General features: G+C 70.7%; 27 protein-coding genes. 21 read left to right on the forward strand and 6 right to left on the reverse strand.

Going from position 1 to position 25,333, the window contains the following annotated elements; all coding sequences use genetic code 11:
- Positions 1–4: 4 nt before the first annotated feature.
- The 4 genes from ABB34_RS02010 to ABB34_RS15610 are packed head-to-tail and all read right to left on the reverse strand — an operon-like array spanning position 5 to position 3,578.
- Complete coding sequence (locus ABB34_RS02010) at positions 5–1,045, reverse strand: ABC transporter substrate-binding protein (protein ID WP_057639558.1); 1,041 nt, start codon at positions 1,043–1,045, stop codon at positions 5–7.
- Positions 1,042–1,587: a DUF2478 domain-containing protein gene (locus tag ABB34_RS02015; protein ID WP_057639559.1), complete on the reverse strand. Its 546-nt coding sequence runs from the start codon at positions 1,585–1,587 to the stop codon at positions 1,042–1,044. Before ABB34_RS02015 ends, ABB34_RS02010 begins: the two co-directional genes overlap by 4 nt.
- A 2-nt stretch (positions 1,588–1,589) precedes the next feature.
- Positions 1,590–2,735 carry a TonB-dependent receptor domain-containing protein gene (locus ABB34_RS15605; protein WP_338062542.1) on the reverse strand — a complete coding sequence of 382 codons (1,146 nt, stop codon included), beginning with the start codon at positions 2,733–2,735 and terminating at the stop codon, positions 1,590–1,592.
- A 15-nt stretch (positions 2,736–2,750) separates the two neighbouring features.
- Positions 2,751–3,578 (reverse strand): TonB-dependent receptor plug domain-containing protein, encoded by an 828-nt coding sequence (locus ABB34_RS15610; protein WP_245625385.1) that lies wholly within the window; start codon positions 3,576–3,578, stop codon positions 2,751–2,753.
- A 188-nt stretch (positions 3,579–3,766) separates the two neighbouring features.
- On the opposite strand from ABB34_RS15610, the gene ABB34_RS02025 reads away from it, so the two are divergent.
- Positions 3,767–4,582 carry a TOBE domain-containing protein gene (locus ABB34_RS02025; protein WP_057639560.1) on the forward strand — a complete coding sequence of 272 codons (816 nt, stop codon included), beginning with the start codon at positions 3,767–3,769 and terminating at the stop codon, positions 4,580–4,582.
- Positions 4,583–4,656: 74 nt separating this feature from the next.
- Positions 4,657–4,986 (forward strand): hypothetical protein, encoded by a 330-nt coding sequence (locus tag ABB34_RS02030; RefSeq protein WP_057639561.1) that lies wholly within the window; start codon positions 4,657–4,659, stop codon positions 4,984–4,986.
- Here the strand turns inward: ABB34_RS02030 and ABB34_RS02035 are convergent.
- Positions 4,980–5,384, reverse strand: a complete 405-nt coding sequence (locus ABB34_RS02035; protein ID WP_057639595.1) for a hypothetical protein — start codon at positions 5,382–5,384, stop codon at positions 4,980–4,982. The two genes, ABB34_RS02030 and ABB34_RS02035, sit on opposite strands and share 7 nt — an antisense overlap.
- 168 nt (positions 5,385–5,552) lie before the next feature.
- Here ABB34_RS02035 and moaA point away from each other — a divergent pair, with 168 nt between their 5' ends.
- The 18 genes from moaA (at position 5,553) to xth (ending at position 24,112) form a co-directional block, all read left to right on the forward strand.
- Positions 5,553–6,533, forward strand: coding sequence for a GTP 3',8-cyclase MoaA (gene moaA / locus ABB34_RS02040; protein ID WP_057639562.1), 981 nt, complete (start codon positions 5,553–5,555; stop codon positions 6,531–6,533).
- Between the two features lie 8 nt (positions 6,534–6,541).
- Positions 6,542–7,549, forward strand: coding sequence for a bifunctional molybdenum cofactor biosynthesis protein MoaC/MoaB (gene moaCB / locus ABB34_RS02045; protein ID WP_057639596.1), 1,008 nt, complete (start codon positions 6,542–6,544; stop codon positions 7,547–7,549).
- A complete protein-coding gene (locus ABB34_RS02050; protein ID WP_057639563.1) occupies positions 7,546–8,802 on the forward strand; it encodes a molybdopterin molybdotransferase MoeA in 1,257 nt (418 codons plus the stop codon). The genes moaCB and ABB34_RS02050 overlap by 4 nt, the downstream gene beginning before the upstream one ends.
- The gene (locus tag ABB34_RS02055) at positions 8,799–9,059 is read left to right on the forward strand and encodes a MoaD/ThiS family protein (protein WP_057639564.1); all 261 of its coding nucleotides are present in this window, start codon (positions 8,799–8,801) and stop codon (positions 9,057–9,059) included. Before ABB34_RS02050 ends, ABB34_RS02055 begins: the two co-directional genes overlap by 4 nt.
- Before the next feature lies 1 nt (position 9,060).
- Positions 9,061–9,561 (forward strand): molybdenum cofactor biosynthesis protein MoaE, encoded by a 501-nt coding sequence (locus tag ABB34_RS02060; RefSeq protein ID WP_057639565.1) that lies wholly within the window; start codon positions 9,061–9,063, stop codon positions 9,559–9,561.
- Complete coding sequence (gene mobA, locus ABB34_RS02065) at positions 9,539–10,111, forward strand: molybdenum cofactor guanylyltransferase (RefSeq protein ID WP_057639566.1); 573 nt, start codon at positions 9,539–9,541, stop codon at positions 10,109–10,111. The genes ABB34_RS02060 and mobA overlap by 23 nt, the downstream gene beginning before the upstream one ends.
- Positions 10,108–10,464 carry a hypothetical protein gene (locus ABB34_RS02070; protein ID WP_057639567.1) on the forward strand — a complete coding sequence of 119 codons (357 nt, stop codon included), beginning with the start codon at positions 10,108–10,110 and terminating at the stop codon, positions 10,462–10,464. Before mobA ends, ABB34_RS02070 begins: the two co-directional genes overlap by 4 nt.
- A 143-nt stretch (positions 10,465–10,607) precedes the next feature.
- Positions 10,608–12,026, forward strand: a complete 1,419-nt coding sequence (locus ABB34_RS02075; protein WP_057639597.1) for a NarK family nitrate/nitrite MFS transporter — start codon at positions 10,608–10,610, stop codon at positions 12,024–12,026.
- A 70-nt stretch (positions 12,027–12,096) separates the two neighbouring features.
- Positions 12,097–15,840, forward strand: coding sequence for a nitrate reductase subunit alpha (locus tag ABB34_RS02080; RefSeq protein ID WP_057639568.1), 3,744 nt, complete (start codon positions 12,097–12,099; stop codon positions 15,838–15,840).
- Positions 15,840–17,384, forward strand: a complete 1,545-nt coding sequence (gene narH, locus ABB34_RS02085) for a nitrate reductase subunit beta (protein WP_057639569.1) — start codon at positions 15,840–15,842, stop codon at positions 17,382–17,384. Before ABB34_RS02080 ends, narH begins: the two co-directional genes overlap by 1 nt.
- A complete protein-coding gene (narJ, locus tag ABB34_RS02090; protein ID WP_057639570.1) occupies positions 17,381–18,061 on the forward strand; it encodes a nitrate reductase molybdenum cofactor assembly chaperone in 681 nt (226 codons plus the stop codon). Before narH ends, narJ begins: the two co-directional genes overlap by 4 nt.
- A complete protein-coding gene (gene narI / locus ABB34_RS02095; protein WP_057639571.1) occupies positions 18,058–18,765 on the forward strand; it encodes a respiratory nitrate reductase subunit gamma in 708 nt (235 codons plus the stop codon). The genes narJ and narI overlap by 4 nt, the downstream gene beginning before the upstream one ends.
- A 3-nt stretch (positions 18,766–18,768) precedes the next feature.
- The gene (locus tag ABB34_RS02100; protein WP_057639572.1) at positions 18,769–19,662 is read left to right on the forward strand and encodes a peptidylprolyl isomerase; all 894 of its coding nucleotides are present in this window, start codon (positions 18,769–18,771) and stop codon (positions 19,660–19,662) included.
- A gap of 25 nt (positions 19,663–19,687) precedes the next feature.
- On the forward strand, positions 19,688–21,019 hold the full coding sequence (locus ABB34_RS02105) for an MFS transporter (protein ID WP_057639573.1): 1,332 nt from the start codon (positions 19,688–19,690) through the stop codon (positions 21,017–21,019).
- Between the two features lie 181 nt (positions 21,020–21,200).
- Entirely contained in the window at positions 21,201–21,941 is a 741-nt protein-coding gene (gene modA, locus ABB34_RS02110) for a molybdate ABC transporter substrate-binding protein (protein ID WP_057639574.1), read from the forward strand.
- On the forward strand, positions 21,941–22,627 hold the full coding sequence (modB, locus tag ABB34_RS02115; RefSeq protein WP_057639575.1) for a molybdate ABC transporter permease subunit: 687 nt from the start codon (positions 21,941–21,943) through the stop codon (positions 22,625–22,627). Before modA ends, modB begins: the two co-directional genes overlap by 1 nt.
- A complete protein-coding gene (locus ABB34_RS02120) occupies positions 22,617–23,282 on the forward strand; it encodes an ATP-binding cassette domain-containing protein (RefSeq protein ID WP_057639576.1) in 666 nt (221 codons plus the stop codon). The genes modB and ABB34_RS02120 overlap by 11 nt, the downstream gene beginning before the upstream one ends.
- A 53-nt stretch (positions 23,283–23,335) precedes the next feature.
- The gene (xth, locus tag ABB34_RS02125) at positions 23,336–24,112 is read left to right on the forward strand and encodes an exodeoxyribonuclease III (RefSeq protein ID WP_057639577.1); all 777 of its coding nucleotides are present in this window, start codon (positions 23,336–23,338) and stop codon (positions 24,110–24,112) included.
- A gap of 84 nt (positions 24,113–24,196) precedes the next feature.
- Here the strand turns inward: xth and ABB34_RS02130 are convergent, their stop codons facing one another.
- The gene (locus ABB34_RS02130) at positions 24,197–24,451 is read right to left on the reverse strand and encodes a GlsB/YeaQ/YmgE family stress response membrane protein (RefSeq protein WP_057639598.1); all 255 of its coding nucleotides are present in this window, start codon (positions 24,449–24,451) and stop codon (positions 24,197–24,199) included.
- 108 nt (positions 24,452–24,559) lie between these two features.
- Between ABB34_RS02130 and ABB34_RS02135 the strand changes: the two genes are divergently transcribed.
- Positions 24,560–25,147, forward strand: coding sequence for a 4'-phosphopantetheinyl transferase family protein (locus ABB34_RS02135; RefSeq protein ID WP_057639578.1), 588 nt, complete (start codon positions 24,560–24,562; stop codon positions 25,145–25,147).
- Positions 25,148–25,333: the final 186 nt, after the last annotated feature.

The raw sequence follows: 25,333 nt of genomic DNA on the forward strand, positions 1-25,333 counted from the left end.
GCTCTCACCGCCCGCGCTCCAGTGCAGCTACGGTGCCGGCCGGCAAGCGCGAGCCCCACAGCAGGCGGTGCAGCGCGTCGATGCGGGCATGCAGCGCGCCCGGCGCCAGCGCCGGCACCGCGCCCGGGTGCAGCCGCGCCAGCAGCCACGCCAGCCCCGGCAGGCGGTTGATGCCCGGCGGGCCGTCGAGCCAGCCGAACGGCAGGGTCGGCGCGCAGTGCAGGCGTCCGCTGCGCACCGCGCGCAGGCTGCGCCAGCGCGGGTCCTGCGGTGCGCTGGCGGCGAAGGCCGCGTCCTGGGTCAGGATCACGTCCGGGTCCCATGCCAGCAGCTGTTCCAGCGACACCCGCGCCAGGCAGCCGTTGCCGGCGGCGGCGGCGACGTTGCGGCCGCCGCAGAATTCGATGACCTCGGTGTTGATCGAACCGGCCAGGCCGCTCTCCAGGCCATCGCCGCCACGGCCGTAATAGACCGTCGGCCGGGCATCGGCCGGGCGCGCGGCCAGCACTTCGCGGACCAGCGCCAGCTGGGCCTCGGCGGCCTGCGCCAGCGCTTCGCCGCGCGCGGCCACGCCGAGCAGCCGGCCGACATGGCGCAGCTGGGCCGGGTGGTCAGGCAGGCGCCCGGCCACCAGTTCGATGGGAATGCCGGTCTGTCGCCAGACCCGTTCGGCGGAGGAGCGGTAGTTGGCGTCGAAATCGCCGGCGTCCAGCACCAGGTCCGGCTGCATCGCCAGCAACCGTTCCAGGCTCACCGTGCTGCCCCGCCCCGCGAGCCGGCCGACCACCGGCAACGCGCGCAACGGCGCGGGCAGCAGCGCCAGTGCCTCGGGCGAAACCCGCATCGGCCAGCCCAGCAGGCGTTCGGGCGCCAGCGCGGCGATCAGCACCGCGGCCGGGGCACCGGCAGCGAATACCCGCTTGGGCGTGTCCGCGGGCGCGCCCAGGCGCAGCACGCGCTGCGCCGGCATCGCGCGCATCAGGCCACTGCCCGCCGCCAGCAGCGGGGCCAGCGCCAGCGCCTGCAACAGCGCGCGGCGCTTCATGCCACCGCTCCCGGCGTGGCGCGGCAGGCGTCCCACCACTGTTGCAGGGCTGCGTCGCGGGGCGGCAGTTCCAGTGCCTGCCCGCCGGTGAAATCGCGCCACGCGGCCAAGTAGCGCGTGTTCACCACGGTGAGCAGCGGGATGCCGGCCAGCATCAGCGCCAGCAGTTCGTCGGCCATGCCCTGCCCGGTCGATTCCAGCGTGCCGAAACGGTTGGCGATGGCCAGTTCGGCCCGCTCCCGCAATGCCCGCCGCAGCACCCCGCTGGCATCGGCGATGCCGCGCGGGTCCAGGTTGCAGCCGCAGGCGGCCGGCCCCAGCGCCTGGCTGATCGGGTAGCGCGAGGCGGGGTCGGCCACGTCCACCAGCACCATGCGCTTGCCGTTGGGCGCGGGCTCGTGCGGCAATGCCACCAGCCCGCGCACGCGGTGGCCGGCGGCCAGCTGCCGCGCGGCGAAGGCGGCCAGCACCGCGTCCGGGTCCGGTTCCTCGCCGGCTTCGTGGACCAGCGCGGCGATGCGCGCGGGGACGGGCTCGGCCATGCTCAGAACCTCCAGTTGGCGTTGACGAACCAGGTGCGGCCCGGCATCGGGTAGCCGTCGGCCAGTTCATACCACTTGTCGCCGACGTTGCGGACGCCCAGGTCCAGGCCCAGCCCGTTGCGCGGCATCCAGCTCGCCTTCACGCCCACCGCGCCGAAGCCGGGCAGGTCGCGCACCGGGGTGGCGGCGTTGGCGTAGCTGGCCTTGCGGCCCTGCTCGGCCTCCAGCGTGGCCTGCAGGCGCAGCTGCGGCAGCGCGGCCCAGCCCAGCGCCAGGAACAGGCGCTGGCGCGGGCTATCCAGCAGGGCCACGTCGCGGTTTTCCAGATTGGTGCGGCGCAGCCAGGCGTAGCTGCCCTGCAGGTCCCAGCCTTCGCCCAGTTGCTGTTGCAGGCCCAGTTCGACGCCGACGTGGCGTGCGCGGCCGATGTTCTGCGCGCGGTTGCAGGTGCTGCCGCCGCAGGCGTCGGAGGCGACCACCTCGTTCTGGATCAGGTCGTCGATCAGGCTGTGGAACACCGCCGCCTGCACCTGCGCGCCTTCCCACCAGCGGCCGCGCAGGCCGAGTTCGAGGTGGGTGGCGTGCTCCGGCGCGAGATCCGGGTTGGGCAGCGCCGCGCCCATGCGCGCCGAATAGCGGTCCTTGATGGTCGGGAAGCGGGTGCGGCGCGCGGCGCTGGCGTACCACTGCCGGTCCGGCGCCAGCTGCTGCACGTATTCGAGCACGGCGTTGGTGGCGTCGGCGCTGCCGGTGGGCCAGTAGTAGACCCGCCTGGCCTCGCGGCGGTCGTGGCCGAGGCCGAAGCGCAGGTGCGAGGCGGCGGTCAGCGCGAAGCGGTCCTCCACCGCCACCGAGGTGGTGACGTCGCGGTAGTCCTTGGTCGGCGCGTTCGGGTTGCGGTCGCTGTGGCGGTCGTCCTTGTAGTGGAGGGCCAGTTGCAGCGCGTGGCGCTCCAGCGCGGTGCTGACCAGGGTCACCGAGCCGCCGACGGTGCGGTCGTCGTAGACGCTGGGGAAGCTGGTGTTGTTCAGCCCGGTGGCGTAGCTGCCGTCGGTGTAGGCCTCCAGGCCGTTGCCGTAGGTGTCGCGATAGACGCGGGTGCGCAGCGTGGCGTGCGCGCCCAGCCGGGTGTTGCCGATGAAGTACAGGCTGTCCTTGTCCCATCACGGCCAGCGCCAGTAGCGGATGCCGCTGCCTGCGGTGCCGGTATAGACCGGGTTGCCCTTCTCCCCGTCCTGGCGGGCGTAGCCGATGGCGTACTCGTCGCCCTCGCGCGGGGTGTAGCCGAGCTTGAACGACAGGCGGCGGTCGTCGCGGTCGGCGTTGCGGCGCGCGTCGCCGGTGTCGGTGGGCGTGGCCTTGTAGTCGCGGAAACCGTCGGGCAGCGGGAACTCGTCGGCCTTCAGCTGCGACCAGCCGAGCTGGTAGTACCAGTCGCCCCGGCGGCCGCCGAGGTTCACCGCGGCCTTGCGCTCGCCGCCATCGGCGATGCCCAGGCGCAGGTTGCCCTCGAACGGGCGCTCGGGGCGGCGGCTGACCAGGTTGATCGCGCCACCGAGGATGTTCGGCCCGTACAGCAGCGAGGCGCCGCCGCTGGCGACCTGGACCTGCGCCAGGTCGAAGGTGGTGAAGCGGCCGAAGTCCACATAGCCGTCGTAGGGGACGTACAGCGGGACGCCGTCGAGGAACACCGGCACCTGCCGCGGGTCGAAGCCGCGCAGGTAGAGCATGTCCTCGTTGCGCGAGTTGCGCGCCAGGCTCGCGCCAGGCAGCACGGCGACCGCCTCGCCGACGGTGTCGAGGTCCAGCTGCCGGATGCGCGCGGCGTCCAGCGCGCGCTCGGCGACGGTGGTCGAGCTGCCGCGCTCGGCATGGACGTCGACGCTGCCCAGGGTGAACACCGGCGTGGTGGAAGGCGGGGCGTCGGCGGCGAGGGCCGGCAGTGGCAGGAACAGCGCGGACAGGGGCAGAACGAAACGGCGGGTACGCATCTTGGCGGTCCTCGGGTTCGCTATATCCGGAATGATATAGCGGTGGGCATGGCCGGCAGTCGCACCAGCCCGGCTGCGGATTCTTGGGCCGCCCGCGCCCGGCGTCCTTGATGGAAATCAAACGTGGCCTGCGGGGGTGCCGCCGTACACTGCCTGCCCTTGCAGCGTGACGGACGAGCAACCGCGACATGGCCGATTCCCCCGCACCCGCCCCCATCGAGCCCCACGGCCACCTGTGGCTGAGCGTGGCCGGGCAGAGCCTGGGCGGCCGCGGCCGCTTCGCGCTGCTGGGCCTGATCGACGCCTGCGGCTCGATCAGCCAGGCCGCCAAGCGCATGGGCATGACCTACAAGAACGCGTGGGACGCGGTGGACGCGATGAACACCGCCGCCGGCGAACCGCTGGTCGCGCGCACCGTGGGCGGGCGCGGCGGCGGCGGCGCACAACTCACCGAGCGCGGCCGCCAGCTGATTCGCCATTTCGAGCAGCTCGAACGCGAGCACCGGCTGTTCCTGCACTCCCTCCAGTCCCGGCCGGGGCTGGGGGACGACTTGGCCCTGATACGGAGGATCGGCATGGTCACCAGCGCGCGCAACCAGTTCCACGGGCACGTCCGCGGCATCGTGGCGGGCGCGGTCAACGACGAGGTTCTGCTGGAAGTGGCACCGGGGTTGCAGATCGTGGCCACCATCACCCACGACAGCGTGCGCAGCCTCGGGCTGGAGGTGGGGACGCCGGCCTTCGCGCTGGTCAAGGCGTCGTCGGTGATCGTCGCCAGCGACGTGGAGGGCGCGCGTTACTCCGCGCGCAACCGCTTCGCCGGCACGGTCGCCCGCATCAGCCAGGGCGCGGTCAACGACGAAATCGTCGTGGACGTGGGCAATGCCTGCAGCATGGTGGCGATCATCACCCGGGAGAGCACGCGGGCGCTGGGGCTGGAACCGGGGGCCGCGGCCACGGTCCTGTTCAAGGCCTCCAGCGTCATCGTCGGCGTACCCCACTGAGCCGCGCGGCGCGGTTTGACCGGCCTGTCCATTCGGCGCAAGCTCTTCCAAGGCACACCCCGAGAGCGAGAACCATGAACGCCGCGACTTCGATGAGCGCACCGGACGGCAAGTCCCCGCCCTCGCACCTGTGGCGCGTGTTCTGGCTGCAGGGCGTGATCCCCAGCAACCTGCTGTGGGCGGCGGCATTGTGGGCGCTGGCGCAGGGCCGGACCGAGCTGCTGCTGGGCCTGTTCGCGGCGCTGCTGCTCTACACCGGCTGGATCATCCCGGCCGTGTGGCGCGCCGCGCCCGGCGCGCGCAACCCCAACTACGGCGTGGCCGCGCGCGGCCTGACCGTGGCCTGGGGCCTGAACACCGTGCTGGTGGTGTTCTTCCTGACCCTGCAACTGGTCGCTCAGTAGAACTGCACCGGGTCGCCGGCACGGTCGAAGGCCGCGAAACGGCTGACCTGCCCGTCGTTGATCGCATTGACCATCAGCCGCAGCGGCTGGGCCGCCTCGTCGGCGGACGGGGCGACGCCGGCGCGGCCTTCCAGCGCGGCGACGAACACCAGGTCCCACGACTGGCCGGTACCGGCTGATTCGGCCACCAGCGCGGCGAACGAGGCGACCTCGTCCGGCGCCTTGTCCACGCACAACACCGGCGCCAGCGTGCCGCCCTCGCCCGCGGCATGGCGCGCGTGCTGGTCGCTGCTGGGGGATTCGGGAAGCTCGGCGCGCACGAACACGAACAGCAGGCGCTGCGGCTCCGGCTGTTGCCCGGCCGCGCGCAGCAGCCCATCGAAATCGCTCAGCATCATGGCATCGTCACGGAACGGGAATACGGGGTTGGCATGCTGCCACACCTGCCCGGCGGGTGATTGATCCAGGTCATGTCGGCGCCGATGCGCGGCGGGTAGGCTGGCAACCCATTGACGCAAGTGGGAGTATCCCGGCGTACCGGGCCAGTGGAAGACGGTGGAACAGCCATGAGCCAACTCACCGATGGCTTCGGTCGCAGCTTCCCTTACCTGCGGCTGTCGCTCACCGAGGCATGCAACTTCCGTTGCAGCTACTGCCTGCCCGATGGTTACCACGCCGACGGGCGGCCGCGCTTCCTTGCCGTGGATGAAATCGCCCGGCTGGTGCGCGCCTTCGCCACCCTGGGCATGCACAAGATCCGCCTGACCGGCGGCGAGCCGAGCCTGCGCAAGGACCTGACGCAGATCATCGCCACGGTCGCGCGGGTACCGGGGATCCGCAAGGTCGCCATCACCACCAACGGCACCTTGTTGCCGCGCCACCTGCCGGACTGGCACCGGGCCGGGCTGACCGCGCTCAACGTCAGCGTGGACAGCCTGCAGCGCGAGCGCTTCCACGCCATCACCGGCCATGACCGGCTGCCGGAAATACTCGAAGGCATCGGCATGGCGCAGGCCCTGGGCCTGCAATCGGTCAAGCTCAACGCGGTGCTGCTGCGCGGCCGCAACGACGACGAGCTGCCGGCATGGATGGAATTCCTGCGCGAGCGCGCGCTGAGCGTGCGCTTCATCGAGCTGATGCGCACCGGCGACAACGGCGACTATTTCCAGCGCCACCACCTGCGCGCCGACGTGCTGGTGGAGCAGCTGCACGCCGCCGGCTGGAGCCTGCGCCCGCGCGCGGCCGACGCCGGGCCGGCGCGCGAATACACCCACCCCGGCTACCGCGGCAGCATCGGCATCATCGCGCCGTATTCGCGCGACTTCTGCGCCGGCTGCAACCGCCTGCGGGTCACCGCCCGCGGCGACCTGCGGTTGTGCCTGTTCGGCGATTTCGGGGTGGCGCTGCGGCCGTTGCTGCAATCCGACGCCGACCACGACGCGCTGCTGGCGCGCATCACCACCCAGCTCGGCCTGAAGGCAGCCGGGCACGGATTGCACCAGGGCCGGACCGGGTTGACCCCGCACCTGGCCTCGATCGGAGGATGAAGAACACGATGAGTGGTCAGATGAACGCGGCCTTCCACATGGCCGATGTCCGCGACAAGCGCATCACCCGCCGCCGCGCGGTGGCGGTGGGCGAGCTGCACGCCGGGCCGGTGGCCTACCCGCTGATCGTCGAGCGCCGCCTGCCCAAGGGCGACGCGCTGGTGATGGCCGAGATCGCCGGCCTGCAGGGGGCGAAGATGGCCTCGGCGCTGATGCCGCTGTGCCACCCGCTGCCGCTGGAGCTGGTGCATGTGTACTGCGCGCCGGTGCCGGAGCGGCAGGCGATCCGGGTGTGGTGCGAATGCGCCAGCGAGGCGCGCACCGGCGTGGAGATGGAGGCGCTGGCCGGGGTCAACGCGGCCCTGCTGACCCTGTACGACCTGAGCAAGCCGGTGGAACCGGCGCTGCGCATCGAGGGCATCCGCCTGCTGTTCAAGGAGGGCGGCAAGAAGGGCCTGTGGCTGCACCCGGACGGCATGGGCGAAGCCGAGCGCGAGCGCTTCAAGCCGCGCCCGCCGCACGGCCTGCACGGTGCCGCGTGCGCGGTGCTGACCTTGAGCGACCGCGCCAGCCAGGGCATATACGCGGACGAATCCGGTCCGAAGCTGGCCGCCGGCCTGCGCGCGCTGGGCGGCGAGGTGGTCGTGTCCGACGTGCTGCCCGATGGCATCGAACCGCTGGCCGGGCGCCTGCGCGCGCTGGCCGCCGACGGCGTGCGCCTGTGCCTGTGCAGCGGCGGCACCGGGCTGGGGCCGCGCGACCTCGCGCCGGAAGCCCTGCAATCGCTGGGCGCGCGCCGCGTGGACGGGCTGGCGCAGATGCTGCGCGCGCTCAGCGCGCAGCACACGCCGATGGCCTGGCTCAGCCGCGCCGAGGTGGTGCAGCTGGACGGCATGCTGGTGTTCGCGCTGCCGGGCAGCCCGCGCGCGGCGGCGCAGTGCCTGGACATCCTCGCCCCGGTCCTAGGCCACGCGCTGGCGATGGTCGACGGCGGCGGCCACGGGGGCGCGGCATGATCGCCTACGACGAAGCACTGCGGCTCCTGCTGGACGCCGCCGCGCCGCTGCCAGCCGAGCGCGTGCCGCTGGAGCGGGCCGAAGGGCGGGTGCTGGCCAGCGACATCGTCAGCGCGCAGTCGCTGCCGCCGTTCGACAACTCGGCGATGGACGGCTTCGCCCTGCATGCCGGCGGCAAGGCGCTCGACGCCGGCCTGGAACTTGCGGTCCAGGGCTGGCAGGCGGCAGGCGATCCCGGCACGCGCGGCGCCCAGGGCGCGTGGGAAATCATGACCGGCGCGCGCATGCCCGCCGGCCTGGACAGCGTGATGCCGGTCGAACAGGTGGAGATCCTCGACAGCCACGACGGGAAACCCACGCGCATCGCCCTGCGCGCGCCGGTCAGGCCCGGCCAGCACGTGCGCCTGCGCGGGCAGGACGTGAACGAAGGCGAGCGCGTGCTGCGCGCCGGCCAGGCGCTGGACCTCAACGCCCGCACCCTGCTGCACGCCATCGGCGTAGGCGAGGTGGCGGTCGCCGCGCGGCCGAAGGTGGCGGTGATCGCCACCGGCAAGGAGCTGGTCACCGAAGCGGCGCAGGCGCTGGAATCCGGGCAGATCCGCGACAGCAACCGGCCCTACCTGGTCGGCCGCCTGCGCGCCGCCGGCGCCGAGGTGGCGTGGCAGGGCACGGTCGGCGACGACGTGGCCGCCTTCGACGCGGTGCTGGAGCAGGCGCTGGCCGCCGGCGCGCGGGTGCTGGTCAGTACCGGCGCGGTGTCGCAGGGCCGCTACGACTTCATCCCCGACGCGCTGCGCGCCCGTGGCGCGCGCATCGTCTTCCACAAGGTCGCCATCCGCCCCGGCAAGCCGCTGCTGTTCGCGGTGCTGGCCGACGGCGCGCTGTATTTCGGGCTGCCCGGCAACCCGGTGTCGGCGGCGGTGGGCCAGCGCTTCTTCGTCGAGCCGGTGCTGCGGCGCATGCTCGGCATGGACCCGGAGCCCGCGCTGTACCTGCCGCTGCTGGCCGATGCGCGCAAGCCGCCGGGCCTGCGCTTCCACGCCCGCGCGCGGGTCGAGGCGGACGAACGCGGGCAACTGGGCGTGCGCTTGCTGGCCGGGCAGGAATCCTTCCGCCTGATGTCGATGCTGCAGGCCAATGCCTGGGCGGTGCTGGAAGGCGACGCCGACCTCGCCGCGGCTGGCGGCCACGTGCGCGTGCAGGGCCTCGGGCACCACGATCCGGTGCGGCTGGTGGGCGGGGAGCGGTCATGAAACAGGTGAACCTGCAATTGTTCGGCGCCTTCTCCGAACTGGACGCCTCGCGCGAGATCGTGGTGGAGGTGCCCGGCGACCGCGTGGCCGACCTGCGGCAGGTACTGCGCGAACTGCTGCCGCAGCGCTGGCCGCAGTTCCGCGCCGGCCTGCTGGACTACTCGGTCTTCGCCGACCAGCAGTGCGTGCTGCGCGACCACGAGCACCTGCCCGAGGATGGCCGCGTGGCGATCCTGCCGCCGGTGAGTGGAGGTTGAGATGGGCAACGACGTCTTCATCGGCAAGGTGCTGGACCGCGCCAGCGCCGCCGTCGACCCGGCCGAGGCCATCGCCGCGGTGTCCGACCCCGGCTTCGGCGGCATCGACGTGTTCATCGGCAAGGTGCGCGACCTCAACCAAGGGCGCGCGGTGCGTGGCATCACCTACGACCTGTTCGAGCCGCTGGTGCTGAACGAGTTCCGGCGCTTGGCCGCGGAGGTGGAGGCCGCCTTCGGCCCGCGCGTGAAGCTGTACGTGGCCCACGCCAAAGGGCGGCTGGCGGTGGGCGAGGTGGCGGTGGTGGTCGCCGCCGGCAGCCCGCACCGCGACGAGGCGTTCCGCGCCTGCCGGCAGCTGATCGAGGCGGTGAAGCACCGCTGCCCGATCTGGAAGCAGGAGCATTACGAGGACGGCGACAGCCAGTGGAGCGAAGGCTGCGCGCTGTGCCATGCCGACCCTGCCGAAGGCGACGCGGCGCATGGCCACGATCACGCCCATTAGCCGCCCCGCCCCGCCGGCCGGCATCGTGCTGGCCGGCGGCCTGTCCAGCCGCATGGGCCGCGACAAGGCGCTGCTGCCGTGGCACGGGCGCACCCTGCTGGAACACATGCGCGGGCTGCTGCGCCAGGCCGGCGCGCAGCAGGTCTGGATCAGCGGCGCCTACCCGGCCTTCGCCGGCATCCCCGACCGGGTCGCGCGCTGCGGCCCGCTCGGCGGGCTGTACAGCGTGGCGATGGCCATGCCCGACGGGCCGGCCTGGGTGGTGGCGGTGGACATGCCGCGCCTGGCCCCGGCCCTGCTGCGGCGGCTGCACGCCGCCCACCACGGCGGCTGCACGACACTGGCCGGGCACCCGCTGCCGATGCTGCTGGACATCGACCCGGCCTGCCGCGCGCTGCTCGAAGCGATGCTCGCCGACCCGGACGGCCCGCGCTCGCTGCAGGCCCTGCAGCAGCGCCTCGGCGCGCGGCGGCTGCCGCTGGCGCCCGGCGACGAGGCCTGCCTGTTCAACTGCAACACCCCCGGGCAATGGCAGGAGGTTGCTTCATGAAGACCCAGTTCCGGCAGCAGTCGTTGCGCCTGCGCGTGGACGAAGACGAACTGGCGCGCCTGCTGGCCGGTGAAACGGTGGTGAACGCGCTGCAGTTCGGCGACGGCGCGGGCTGGTCGCTGGCGTTGCGCCTGCACGCGGACGCTGCCCGTGTTTCGGCCACGGCCGGCGATTGCCACGTGGCGCTGCCGCTTGATGCGGTGCGGGAATTGCAGGCCCGCCTGCCCAGCCGCGAGGGCCTGTGCTTCGAACTGCCCGCAGGCAGCGGTGGCGTGCAGTTGCGGCTCGACGTGGACGTGCGCGACAGCGTGCGCCGGCGCGGCCCGGCACGCCCAGTCAAGCCCGCGGCTTGACATTTGTCAGGTGGAGATCGAAAACCGGCCCTGATTGATTGAGATCAACCCCTGCAAAATCGCCTGCTGGCCTAATCCCGGTCCAGACAGGTACTGCCTGAATCCGTACCTACACGTCGTCATCTGCAGCCTTGGAGCCACGCATGACCGCCGGTAGCGAAGTGGTACAACGCAGCAACGCAGGCCCCGGGCGGACCATCGGCGACTGGCAGCCGGAGGACGCCGGCTACTGGGAGCGCACCGGCCGGCGGGTCGCCGCGCGCAACCTAGCGATCTCGATCCCGGCGCTGCTGCTGGCCTTCTCGGTGTGGGTGCTGTTCTCGGCGGTGTCGATCAGCCTGCCGCGCATCGGCTTCGGCTTCAGCACCGACCAGCTGTTCTGGCTGGTGGCGCTGCCCAGCCTGTCCGGCGCCACCCTGCGCGTGGTCTATTCGTTCGTGATCCCGATCTTCGGCGGGCGCCGCTGGACCGCGCTGTCCACCGCCTCGCTGCTGCTGCCGACGCTGTGGCTCGGCTTCGCGGTGCAGGACCCTGCCACGCCGTACTGGGTGTTCGTGGTGATCGCGATCCTGTGCGGCTTCGGCGGCGCCAACTTCTCCTCGTCGATGTCCAACATCTCCTTCTTCTACCCCAAGCAGAAGCAGGGGCTGGCGCTGGGCCTGAACGCCGGGCTGGGCAACGTCGGTGTGTCGGTGGCGCAGCTGGTGGTGCCACTGGTCATCACCGTCGGCGCGCTGGGCACGCTGGCCGGGCCGCCGCAGGCGCTGGCCGACGGCAGCGGCCAGCTGTTCCTGCAGAACGCCGGCTTCGTCTGGGTGCCGGCCATCGCGCTGGTCGCGGTCGCGGCCTGGTTCGGCATGAACGACCTGACCAGCGTGCGCTCCTCGTTCACCGAGCAGGCGGTGATCTTCCGCCGCAAGCACAACTGGCTGATGTGCTGGCTGTACATCGGCACGTTCGGCTCGTACATCGGTTTTTCCGCGGGCTTCCCGATGCTGGTCAAGAGCCAGTTCCCGGACGTGAACCCGATGACCTACGCCTTCATCGGCCCGCTGCTCGGCGCGCTGATGCGCTCGGTCGGCGGCAGCCTGGCCGACCGCTGGGGCGGGGCGCGGCTGACCTTCTGGGTGTTCGCGCTGATGGTCGCGGCCGTGTTCGGAGTGCTGCACTTCCTGCCCGACCACGGGCAGGGCGGGCACTTCTTCGGCTTTTTGGCCTCGTTCATGGCCTTGTTCGTACTCAGCGGCATCGGCAACGGCACCACCTTCCGCATGATCCCGGTGATCTTCCGCACCCTGCACGAGCGCCTGTCGGCCGGGGCCGACGCGCAGGGCAAGGCCGCCGCCAGCCGCCAGGCCGGCATCGAGTCGGCCGCCGTGGTCGGTTTTTCCGGGGCCATCGGCGCCTATGGCGGCTTCTTCATCCCCAAGAGCTACGGCTCGTCCATCACCTTGACCGGCAGCCCGGACATGGCGCTGTACGGCTTCATCGCCTTCTACATCACCTGCCTGGCCGTGACCTGGTGGTGGTACTACCGGCGCGGCGCCGAAGCGCCCTGCTGACAACCCGAGCCCGCACCGCAGCCATGAACGCCACAGCCACGATGCAGATGTCCGCAAAGGGAGATCCACGATGAGTTATTTCCTCGACCGCTTGCAGTTCTTCAAGCGCGACCCGCAACCCTTTGCCGACGGACACGGGTTCAGCAAGAGCGAGGGCCGCGACTGGGAGAACGGCTACCGCGCGCGCTGGCAGTACGACAAGATCGTGCGCTCCACCCACGGCGTGAACTGCACCGGCTCGTGCAGCTGGAAGATCTACGTCAAGAACGGCCTGGTGACCTGGGAAACCCAGCAGACCGACTACCCGCGCACGCGCCCGGACCTGCCCAACCACGAGCCGCGCGGCTGCCCGCGCGGGGCCAGCTATTCCTGGTACCTGTACAGCGCCAACCGCCTGAAGTACCCGCTGGTGCGCGGTACCCTGCTGCGCCTGTGGCGGCAGGCGCGCAGGACGCTGTCGCCGGTGGAGGCGTGGGCCAGCATCGTCGAGGACAAGGAGAAGGCGCGCTCCTACAAGAGCCGCCGCGGCATGGGCGGCTTCGTGCGCCTGCGCTGGGAGGAGGCCAACGAGATCATCGCCGCCTCCAACCTGTACACGGTCAAGCAGTACGGCCCGGACCGGGTGGTCGGCTTCTCGCCGATCCCGGCGATGTCGATGGTGTCCTACGCCGCCGGCGCGCGTTACCTGTCGCTGCTCGGCGGCGCCTGCCTGTCCTTCTACGACTGGTACTGCGACCTGCCGCCGGCCTCGCCGCAGGTGTGGGGCGAGCAGACCGACGTGCCCGAATCGGCCGACTGGTACAACAGCCGCTACATCATCGCCTGGGGCTCGAACGTGCCGCAGACGCGCACCCCGGACGCGCACTTCTTCACCGAGGCGCGCTACAACGGCACCAAGACCGTGGCGATCTGCCCGGACTACTCGGAGCTGGCCAAGCTCACCGACCACTGGCTGCACCCCAAGCAGGGCACCGACGCGGCGCTGGCGTTCGCCTTCGGCCACGTGATCCTGCGCGAGTTCCACGTCGATTCGCCGTCGCAGTATTTCCAGGACTACTGCCGCCAGTATTCGGACATGCCGATGCTGGTGCGGCTGGAACGCCGCGCCGACGGCCGGCTGGTGCCGGGCCATTTCCTGCGCGCAAGCGAACTGGGCGGGCTGGGCGAGAGCAACAACCCGGAATGGAAGACGCTGGCGTTCGACGAGAACAGCGGCGGCATCACCGTGCCCAACGGTTCGATCGGCTTCCGCTGGGGCGAGCAGGGCAAGTGGAACATCGAGGAGAAGGCCAGCAACGGCGCCGGCACCCGCCTGCGCCTGAGCCTGGCCGACGGCAACGACGGCATCGAGGCGGTCAGCTTCCCCTACTTCGGCGGCATCGAGACCGACGGCTGGACCGCCGCCCCGGCCGAGGAAGTGCTGGAGCGCAACATCCCGGTGCGGCGGCTGGCGCTGGCCGCGGGCGGCGAGGCGCTGGTAGCCACGGTCTACGACCTGCTGCTGGCGCAGTACGGCGTGGACCGCGGCTTCGGCGGCGGCAACGTGGCGGCCAGCTTCGACGACGACGTGCCGGGCACCCCGGCGTGGCAGGAGCGCATCACCGGCGTGCCGCGCGCGGAAGTGGTCGAGATCGCCCGCGAGTTCGCCCGCACCGCCGACAAGACCCGCGGCCGCAGCATGATCATCGTCGGCGCCGGCATGAACCACTGGTTCCACAACGACATGAACTACCGCGGCCTGATCAACATGCTGGTCATGTGCGGCTGCGTGGGCCAGACCGGCGGCGGCTGGGCGCACTACGTGGGCCAGGAGAAGCTGCGCCCGCAGACCGGCTGGCAGCCGCTGGCCTTCGGCCTGGACTGGAGCCGGCCGCCGAGGCACATGAACGGCACCTCGTTCTTCTATTTCAACACCGGGCAGTGGCGCTACGAGAAGCTGCAGGTGGACGAACTGCTGTCGCCGCTGGCCGATGCCTCCAAGTACGGCGGCAGCCTGGCCGACCTGAACCTGCGCGCGGTGCGCATGGGCTGGCTGCCGTGCGCGCCGCAGCTGGACCGCAACCCGCTGCAGCTGGTGCGCGAGGCCGAGGCGGCCGGGGTGGCGCCGGCCGAGTACGCGCTGGGCAAGCTCAAGGACGGCTCGCTGGACTTCGCCTTCGCCGACCCCGACGCCAGCCAGAACCACCCGCGGATGATGTTCATCTGGCGCTCGAACCTGCTCGGTTCCTCCGGCAAGGGCCACGAGTACATGCTGCGGCACCTGCTGGGCACCCGCCACGGCTTGCAGGGCAAGGACCTGGGCGAGATGGGCGCGGTCAAGCCGGAGGAGGTGAAGTGGCGCGACGAGGCGCCGGAGGGCAAGCTCGACCTGCTGGTCACGCTCGACTTCCGCATGTGCACCACCGCGCTGTACAGCGACATCGTGCTGCCGACGGCGACCTGGTACGAGAAGGACGACCTCAACACCTCGGACATGCACCCGTTCATCCACCCTCTGTCCAAGGCGGTGGACCCGGCGTGGGAATCGCGCAGCGACTGGGAGATCTTCAAGGGCGTGGCGCACGCGGTCAGCGACATGGCGCCGGGCGTGCTGGGCGTGGAGAAGGACCTGGTGCTGGTGCCGACCCTGCACGACACGCCCAACGAACTGGGCATGCCGTTCGGCGTGGCCGACTGGAAGAAGGGCCAGTGCGAGGCCATTCCCGGCCAGACCATGCCGAGCATGGCCGTGGTCGAGCGCGACTACCCGAACCTGTATCGCAAGTTCACCTCGCTGGGCCCGCTGCTGGACAAGCTTGGCAACGGCGGCAAGGGCATGAACTGGGACACGAAGCACGAGGTGGAATTCCTCGGCAGGCTCAACCACACCGTGCGCGAGGACGGCGTCAGCCACGGCCGCCCGGCGATCGACAGCGCCATCGACGCGGCCGAGGTGATCCTGCACCTGGCGCCGGAAACCAACGGCCACGTCGCGGTGAAGGCGTGGGAGTCGCTGGGCACCTTCACCGGCCGCGAGCACACCCACCTGGCGGTGGGCAAGGAACACGAGGCGATCCGCTTCCGCGACATCCAGGCGCAGCCGCGCAAGATCATCTCCTCGCCGATCTGGTCGGGGCTGGAGGACGAGAACGTCAGCTACAACGCCGGCTACACCAACGTCCACGAGCTGATCCCGTGGCGCACCGTCACCGGCCGCCAGCAGTTCTACCAGGACCACGAGTGGATGATCGACTTCGGCGAGGCCTTCATGGGCTACCGGCCGCCGGTCAACACGCGCACGGTGGAACCGCTGCTCAACCAGCGCCCGAACGGCAACAAGGAGATCGTGCTGAACTGGATCACCCCGCACCAGAAGTGGGGCATCCACAGCACCTACAGCGACAACCTGATCATGCAGACGCTCTCGCGCGGCGGCCCGATCGTGTGGCTCAGCGAGGACGACGCGCGCAGCGCCGGCATCGAGGACAACGACTGGATCGAGCTGTTCAACGTCAACGGCGCGATCGCCGCGCGCGCGGTGGTCAGCCAGCGGGTGATGCCGGGCATGGCGATGATGTACCACGCCCAGGAACGCATCATCAACGTGCCGGGCTCGGAGATCTCCGGCACCCGCGGCGGCATCCACAACTCGGTCACCCGCGTGGTGCTCAAGCCCACCCACATGATCGGCGGCTACGCGCAGCTGGCCTACGGCTTCAACTACTACGGCACCTGCGGCACCAACCGCGACGAGTTCGTGATCGTGCGCAAGATGGACAAGGTCGATTGGCTCGACGGCGAAGATGCCGTGGTTGCTGCACGGGAGGTGGTGTGATGAAAGTGCGCGCACAGATCGCGATGGTGCTGAACCTGGACAAGTGCATCGGCTGCCATACCTGCTCGATCACCTGCAAGAACGTGTGGACCTCGCGCGAGGGCGTGGAGTACGCCTGGTTCAACAACGTGGAGACCAAGCCGGGCATCGGCTACCCGAAGGAATGGGAGAACCAGGACAAGTGGAACGGCGGCTGGGTGCGCACCCGCGCCGGCAAGCTGGTGCCGCGCGCCGGCGGCCGCTGGCGCATGCTCGCCAAGATCTTCGCCAACCCGGACCTGCCGCAGATCGACGACTACTACGAGCCGTTCGACTTCGACTACCAGCACCTGCACGACGCGCCGGAGGTCAAGCACCAGCCGACCGCGCGGCCGCGCTCGCTGATCAGCGGCCAGCGCATGCAGAAGATCGAGTGGGGCCCGAACTGGGAGGAGATCCTCGGCACCGAGTTCTCCAAGCGCGCCCGCGACTACAACTTCGACCAGGTGCAGAAGGAGATCTACGGCGCCTTCGAGAAGACCTTCATGATGTACCTGCCGCGCCTGTGCGAGCACTGCCTGAACCCGGCGTGCGTGTCGGCGTGCCCGTCCGGGGCGATCTACAAGCGCGAGGAGGACGGCATCGTGCTGATCGACCAGGACAAGTGCCGCGGCTGGCGCATGTGCGTGTCGGCGTGCCCGTACAAGAAGATCTACTACAACTGGAAGAGCGGCAAATCCGAGAAGTGCATCTTCTGCTACCCGCGCATCGAGATGGGCGAGCCGACCATCTGCTCGGAAACCTGCGTGGGCCGCATCCGCTACCTCGGGGTGATGCTGTACGACGCCGACCGCATCGCCGAGGCCGCCTCGGTACCGGCCGAGAAGGACCTGTACCAGGCGCACCTGGACATCTTCCTCGACCCGGAGGACCCGGCGGTGATCGAGGCCGCGCGCGCCGAAGGCATCCCCGACAGCTGGCTGGCGGCGGCACGGCAGTCGCCGGTGTACAAGCTGGCGATCGACTGGAAGCTGGCGCTGCCGCTGCACCCGGAATACCGCACCCTGCCGATGGTCTGGTACGTGCCGCCGCTGTCGCCGATCCAGAACGCGGCCGAGCGCGGCCGCATCGGCATGAGCGGCGAGCTGCCCGACGTGGCCTCGCTGCGCATCCCGGTGCGTTACCTGGCCAACCTGCTCTCGGCCGGCGACGAAGCGCCGGTGGTGCGCGCGCTGGAACGGCTGATGGCGATGCGCGCTTGGCGCCGGGCGAAGAACGTGGACGGCATCGAGGACACCCGCGTGCTGGAGCAGGTGGGGCTGAGCGTGGCCCAGGCCGAGGACATGTACCGCTACCTGGCCATCGCCAACTACGAGGACCGCTTCGTGATCCCCACCGGCCACCGCGAGTACGCCAACGACGCCTTCGGCGAGCGCGGCGGCTGCGGCTTCACCTTCGGCAACGGCTGCAACGGCGACAGCCCGGCCGACCTGTTCGGGCAGCGCAAGACCACCACCTACGCGGTGCACCCGAACCGGCAGCGGCGCCACGAGGTGGTCGAATGAGCCTGCTCAAGCTGATCGGGGTGTTGCTGGACTACCCGCGCGACGAGCTGTGGCAGCACGGGCCGGAACTGCTGGCCGCCTGCGACGACCCGGCGCTGGCCGCGCCGCGCCGGCAGCAACTGCAGCGCTTCGTGCAGGAACTGCTGGACAGCGACCCGCTGGACGCGCAGGCGCGCTGGCTGGGCAGCTTCGACCGCGGCCGCTCGATGAGCCTGCTGCTGTTCGAGCACATCCACGGCGAATCGCGCGACCGCGGCCAGGCGATGGTCGACCTGGTGGAAACCTACCGCCGCAACGGCTTCGCGCTGGACGCGCGCGAACTGCCGGACTACCTGCCGTTGCTGCTGGAATTCCTCGCCCACCGGCCCGAGGCCGAGGCCCGCGACTGGCTGCACCACATCGGCCACATCGCCGGCATGCTGGCCGCGCGCGCCGCCGAGCGCGAGCTGCCGCACGCGGTGCTGCTGGAGATCCTGGTCGAGGCCGGCGACGGCAAGGTCAACCTGGCACTGCTGCGCCAGCGCGCCAGCGAGGAAGCGCGCGACGACACCACCGAGGCCATGGACCGGCTGTGGGAGGAGGAAGCGGTCCGCTTCGGCAGCGATGCCCCCGCGCAGGACTGCGCGCCGCCCCGGCGTTCCCCGGCCCGTCCTTCGCATCCAGAGGTGCAGCCATGAACCACTACCTCCACCAGTTCGCCTTCCAGTTCTACCCGTACATCGCCGTGGCGGTGCTGCTGATCGGCAGCTGGGCGCGCTACGACAAGGCCATGTACAGCTGGCGCACCGGCTCCAGCCAGCTGCTGTCGGACAAGGGCATGCGGATCGGCAGCAACTGCTTCCACATCGGCGTGCTGGCGATCCTCGGCGGCCACCTGGTCGGCCTGCTCACCCCGCACGCGGTGTACGAACACTTCATCACCACCCCGCAGAAGCAGCTGCTGGCGATGGTGGTCGGCGGCCTGTTCGGCGCGCTGTGCTTCGTCGGCATCGCCATCCTGCTGGTGCGCCGGCTGACCAACCCGCGGGTGCGCGCCACCGGCAGCTTCGGCGACACGCTGGTGCTGGTGCTGCTGTTCGCGCAGCTGTGCCTGGGCCTGTACAGCATCAAGGTGTCGGCCGGCCACCTCGACGGCGGGGTGATGGTGCTGCTGGCCGAATGGGCGCAGCACATCGTCACCTTCCGCGCCGGCGCGGCCGACTTCATCGAGGGCGTGCACTGGGTCTACAAGCTGCACATCTTCCTCGGCCTGACCCTGTTCCTGATCGCGCCGTTCACCCGGCTGGTGCACGTGTGGAGCATCCCGGTCAGCTACCTGTGGCGGCCCTACCAGGTGGTGCGCCGGCGCCAGGCCACGTTGCGCTACGGGCCGCGGGAGTAAGCGATGAACGTGCAGACGCGGATCCTGCCGATCACCGTGATCGACTCGGCGCAGCCGGTGCCGGCCGAGGCCGGCCACCACCACCACGACGCGGGCGGCGAAGGCCCGCGCTCGCTGGGGCAGCCGGCGCCGTGCCGGCTGTTCGTGGACGACACCGCGATCAGCGAGGCCGACATCGCCCGCGAGATGCAGCACCACCGCGCGATGCGCCCGGAGCAGTCGCGTGCCGACGCGGCGCGCGCGCTGGTGGTGCGCGAGCTGCTGCGCCGCGAAGCACGGCGGCTGGGCCTGCAGGCGCCGGCCGGCAGCCCGGTCAGCGACGAGGAGGCGCTGATCCAGCAGCTGCTGGAGCAAGCCGTGGAAGACCGCGTGCCGGGCGAGGACGACTGCCGGCGCTACTTCGCGCAGAACCCCGAACGCTTCCGCACGCCCGACCGGGTCCGCGTGCGCCACATCCTGCTGGCGGCGCCGGCGGACGACGTGGCCGGGCGCCTGGCCGCGCGCAGCGAAGCCGAGCGCCTGCTCGGCCAGCTCAAGGAACAACCGCACCTGTTCGCCGATTTCGCCCTGCGCCACTCGCGCTGCCCCTCGGCCAGCGACGGCGGCGACCTCGGCTGGCTGCAACGCGGCCAGACCACGCCGGAGTTCGACCGCCAGGTGTTCCGCCTGCGCGAAGGCCTGGCCGGCTTCCCGGTGGAGTCGCGCTGGGGCTACCACGTGGTCCGCGTGGAAGCCTGCGAGCCGGGGCAGGCGCAGGCGTTCGAGGCGGTGCATGCGCAGATCCGCGACTACCTGGAGCTGCAGGTGCGCCAGCGCGAAATACAGGCCTACCTGTTGCAGTTGCAGGAACGCTACCCGGTCCGCGGCCTGGAAGAGATAGAAGCCGAGGCCGGCTGATCCCCCCTTTTTCCGGAGTATTCCCATGAACCAGGCCCTTGCCCCCGTCAGCGCCGGGCAGCAGCAGCGCGCGCTGTGGCTGAGTACCTTCGCCTTCACCGTGTGCTTCGCGGTATGGATGATCTTCGCGATCATCGGCATCCAGATCAGCAGGCAGCTGGGCCTGAACGACACCCAGTTCGGCCTGCTGATCGCCACCCCGGTGCTGACCGGCTCGGTGATCCGCGTGTTCCTCGGCATCTGGTCCGACCAGTTCGGCGGGCGCAAGGTGATGACGCTGGTGATGCTGTGCGGCGCGGCGGCGACGTGGCTGCTGACCTATGCGCAGACCTACCCGCAGTTCCTGCTGGCGGCGCTGTTCGTGGGCATCGCCGGCGGCAATTTCTCGGTCGGCGTGACCTACGTGTCCAAGTGGTTCCCGCCGGAGAAGCAGGGCACGGCGCTGGGCATCTTCGGCGCCGGCAACATCGGCTCGGCGGTGACCAAGCTGCTGGCGCCGCTGGTGATGGTGGCCTCGGGCTGGATGATGGTGGCCAAGCTGTGGGCGGTGGGGCTGGCGGTCACCGCCATCCTGTTCTATCTGTTCAGCAAGGAAGACCCCTCGCTGGAGGAGCGCCGCCGCAGCGGGGTCAAGCCGATGCCGTTCGCCGAGCAGATGGCGCCGCTGAAGAACCTGCAGGTGTGGCGCTTCTCGCTGTACTACTTCTTCGTGTTCGGCGGCTTCGTCGCACTGGCACTGTGGCTGCCGCACTACCTGGTCGGCGCCTACGGCATGGACGTGGGCACCGCCGGCGTGCTGGCGGCCTGCTATTCGATCCCGGCCAGCCTGTTCCGGGTGGTCGGCGGCTGGCTGTCCGACCGCATCGGCGCGCGCCGGGTGATGTACTGGACGCTGGGCGTATCGGCCATCTGCACCTTCCTGCTCGCCTACCCCGACACCCGCTACGTGGTGCAGGGCGTGCACGGCGAACTCAGCTTCCACCTGGCCATCGGCGTGACCCTGTTCACCGTGCTGGTGTTCGTGCTGGGCTTCTTCATGTCGCTGGGCAAGGCGGCGGTGTACAAGCACATCCCCGTCTATTACCCGCAGCACGTCGGCGCGGTGGGCGGCGTGGTCGGCATGATCGGCGGCCTCGGCGGCTTCATCCTGCCGATCGTGTTCGGTGCCCTGAACGACGTGGTCGGCATCTGGAGCAGCTGCTTCATGCTGCTGTTCGTGCTGGTGACCGGCGCGCTGGCGTGGATGCACTTCGCGATCCGCCGCATGGAGCGCCGCCGCTTCCCGCAGATCGACCGCGAAACCGACCTGCCGGAAGCCATCGAGGCGGCCGCGGCCGACGGCCGGCGGCGCGGTTGAGGCGGATACCCCGGCAGCGCGCGATGCAGGGTCGGGAGCCACCGGCAGTACCATGACCACGCACCGGTGCCGCCGGGCCATCGCCTGACCTTACGGCGGCTGGGCGCCGCCCTGCGGGGGCGTGCGCCCGCGTCGCCGCAGCCCTACCCTCCCACGCGGGCCATGTCCCCGGAACCACGCCATGAAAAAGCCCTGGATACTGCTGTTGCTGCTCCACGTCCTCCCGGCCACGGCCGCGGAGTTGACGGTTTCGGCGGCGTCCAGCCTGACCGAGGGCTTCCGCGAGATCGCCGGCGCCTACGGCGCGCGCTACCCGGATGCCCGGGTCGATTTGAACTTCGCCGCGTCCGGGGTCCTGCTGCAGCAGGTCGCGCGCGGCGCGCCGGTGGACGTGCTCGCCTTCGCCGACCAGACGACGATGGACCAGGCCGCCCAGCGCGGCCTGGTCGACCCCTCGACGCGCCAGATGTTCGCGACCAACACCCTGTGGGTGGTGGTGCCGCCCCGTACATCGTCCGCGCCGACCTCGCTGGCGGCACTGGCCGGGCCGGCGGTCGGCCGGGTGACCATCGGCAACCCCGACAGCGTGCCGGCCGGGCGCTACGCGCGGCAGGCCCTGCAGCAGGCCGGGCTGTGGCCATCGGTGCAGGCCAAACTGATCCTTGCGCAGAACGTGCGCCAGTCGCTGGACTACGTGGCGCGCGGCGAGGTGGATGCCGGCTTCGTCTACGCCACCGACGCGCAGGCCACGCCCGACCGCGTGCGGCGCGCGTTCCAGGTGCCGCTGTCCACCGGCATCAGCTACCCGTTGGCGATGGTCAAGGGCAGCGGCAACGCCGACGAGGCGCGGCGCTTCATCGCCTTCGTGCGCTCGCCCGCCGGCCAGGCCATCCTGCAACGGCACGGTTTCGGAAGCCCTTGATGCTCGACCTGGACTGGAGCGCGCTGTGGCTGTCGCTGAAGGTGGCCGGCTGCGCGACCGCGATCAACCTGGTGCTGGGCATCGCGCTGGGCGGGCTGCTGGCGCGGCGGCGCTTCCCCGGCCGCGAGCTGCTGGACACGCTGCTGACCCTGCCGATGATCCTGCCGCCCACGGTGCTGGGCTATTACCTGCTGGTGCTGATCGGCAGCAACGGGCCACTGGGCGCGTGGCTGCAACGCGGCTTTGGCATCAACCTGGTGTTCACCTGGCAGGCGGCGGTGATCGCCGCGGCGGTGGCCTCGCTGCCGCTGGTGTTCAAGCCGGCGCGGGCCGCGTTCGAGGGCGTGGACGGGCAACTGGAGCAGGCCGCGCGGACCCTGGGCATATCCGAGCCGGCGCTGTTCTTCCGGGTCACCCTGCCGCTGGCCTGGCGCGGCATCCTCGCCGGCCTGTTGCTGGCGTTCGCGCGGGCGATGGGCGAGTTCGGCGCCACCATCATGGTCGCCGGCAGCATCCCCGGCCGCACCCAGACCCTGTCCATCGCCATCTACGAAGCGGTGCAGGCCGGCAACGACGGCCGCGCCAACCTGCTGGTGCTGGTGTCCTCGGCGGTGTGCATCGGCGTGCTGCTGGTCGCCGCCCGGCTGGTCGGCCGCCCCCCCGGCGATGCGCGCCATGTGGCTTGAACTGGACATCCACTGCCAGCTGCAGGCGGCCGGGCAACGCTTCCAGCTGCAAGCCGCGCTGCGTTGCCGGCAACCGCGGGTGGTGCTGTTCGGCCCATCCGGCGCGGGCAAGAGCCTGACCCTGAAGGCGGTGGCCGGCTTGCTGCGGCCGGACGCCGGCAGCATCCGCATGCACGGGCAGCCGCTGTTCGACGCCGCCGCCGGCCTCCGCCTGTCCCCGCAGCAGCGCCGGATCGGCTACGTGTTCCAGGACTACGCGCTGTTCCCGCACCTGAGCGTCCGCCAGAACGTCGCCTTCGGCCTGCGCCGGGGCTGGCGCAACCCGGCCCGCGGCTGCCGCATCGCCGCGGTGGAACACTGGTTGCAGGTGTTCGGCATCGACCACGTCGGAGACCTGCTGCCCGCGCAGATCTCCGGAGGCCAGCGCCAGCGCACCGCGCTGGCCCGCGCGCTGGTCACCCGGCCGCAGGCCCTGCTGCTCGACGAGCCCTTCGCCGCCCTCGACCACGCCCTGCGCACGCACCTGCGGCGCGAGCTGGAAAGCGTGCTCGATGAAACCGGCATCCCGCTGCTGCTGATAAGCCACGACCCGGAGGACATGACGCTGTTCGGCCAGCAGGTCGTGCACATGGCCGACGGCCGCACGCAGGGCTGAGGCCGGCCGCGCGCTTCATCGGCTCCATGACCGGGGCGGATAGAATGCCCCCCATGAAAATCGCCAGCTGGAACGTCAATTCGCTCAATGTCCGCCTGCCGCACCTGGAACAGTGGCTGGCCGCTTTCGCCCCGGACGTGGTCGGCATTCAGGAAACCAAGCTGGAGGACCACAAGTTCCCCGACACGCGCCTGCTGGAACTCGGCTACCGCAACGTGTTCGCCGGGCAGAAGACCTACAACGGCGTGGCGCTGCTGGCGCGCGACCCGATCGAGGACGTGCAGGTCGGCATTCCCGGTTTCGAGGACGAGCAGAAGCGGGCGATCGCCGGCACCGTCAATGGCGTGCGCATCATCAACCTCTACGTGGTCAACGGCCAGGACGTGGGCACCGACAAATACGCCTACAAGCTGCGCTGGCTGGAAGCGGTGCACGGCTGGGTCGCCGCCGAACTGCGCAAGCACCCGAAGCTGGTGGTGCTGGGCGACTTCAACATCGCCCCGGACGCGCGCGACGTGCACGACCCGGCGGTGTGGAACGACAACCACATCCTCACCTCCACCGCCGAGCGCGGCGCGCTGGACAAGCTGCTGCAACTGGGCCTGCACGACGGCTTCCGCCTGCACAACGACGCGGCCGGCGTGTTCAGCTGGTGGGATTACCGCGCCGCCGGCTTCCGCCGCGACCTCGGCCTGCGCATCGACCTGACCTTGGTGTCCGACGCGCTGAAGCCGCATGCGCTGGCGGCGAGCATCGACCGCGAGCCGCGCACCTGGGAACGGCCCAGCGACCATGCACCGGCGTGGGTGCAGTTGGACAGGAACGAGTGAAGAGGAACGAGGAACGAGAGAAAGCCGAAGCGTTCCGGCTCCTTGCCTCTACTCGTTCCTCGTTCCTCCCCACTCGTTCCTGCTTCAGCGGACGCGCTTGCGCGTGAACAGGTTGACGATGGCCAGCAGGATCACCGCGCCGAGCAGCGAGAGCAGGAACGAGCGCAGCGTGATCGCGCCGTTGATGCTGCCGCCGCCGAACAGGAAGCCGGCTACCATCGCGCCGATGATGCCGACCACGATGTTCAGGACGATGCCCTGCTGCGCGTCGCGGCGCATGATGATGCTGGCCAGCCAGCCGACGATGCCGCCCACGATCAACCAGATGATGAAACCGATCATGCGAGTATCTCCCTGCGTCAATGCACCCGGGCGGGTGCGGCCTTCCCAGTCAAGCCGATCGGGCGTGAAGCGGCCGTGGACCCGCGGCGGGCGGGGCCGTTGGCGATGACGCCGGCGCGCGCGTGGCAATTCGGGCAGGTACGGGTGTGGCAGCTGCCGCACGTACCCGGCACCCGCGGCGAGCCGCAGGCGCGCGAGCTGCTGGCGGCCGAGCTGGGCAGCACCCCGCAGGCGCTGCCGCTGACCCGCGACGAGCGCAACCGGCCGTGGCTGATCGGCGAGCTGGCGCATTACGGCACCGGCTGGAGCCACAGCGGCGGGCACCTGCTGGTGGCGCTGGGCGAGCACGTGCGGCTGGGCGTGGACCTGGAGCAGCAGCGCCCACGCCGGCAGATGCGCGAGGTGATCCGCCGCTTCTTCCATCCCGACGAGGTCGCGTGGCTGGACGCGCTGGACGAGGCCGGCTGCGAACGCTGGTTCTTCCGCGTCTGGTGCGCCAAGGAGGCGCTGCTGAAGGCGCACGGCCACGGCATTTCCTTCGGCCTGCACAAGCTGCGCTTCGCACCCGGCGACGATGGCGCGCTGCACCTGGCGTGGTGCGACCCGGGCCTGGGCGAAGCGGCGCGCTGGCACCTGCACGAGTGGCAGGCGGCGGCGGATTTCCGTGCGGCGCTGGCATGGTATCCGGTTTGAGGCAGCCTGCCATTTCCTTCTCCCACCGGGAGACAACTCGGGAGGATTGCCGAGTTGCACGGCGAAGCCGCCCGAAGGGTGAGGCACAGGGATGTGCCGAATGCAGGTGCCCCGCAGGGGCGGATGAGGGGCGAACGGAGTCCATGATGGTTGAACATCCGGACTCCGTTCGCCCCTCACCCCAAC

This window comes from Stenotrophomonas daejeonensis (genome assembly GCF_001431505.1).
In the GTDB taxonomy this organism is placed as follows: domain Bacteria; phylum Pseudomonadota; class Gammaproteobacteria; order Xanthomonadales; family Xanthomonadaceae; genus Stenotrophomonas; species Stenotrophomonas daejeonensis.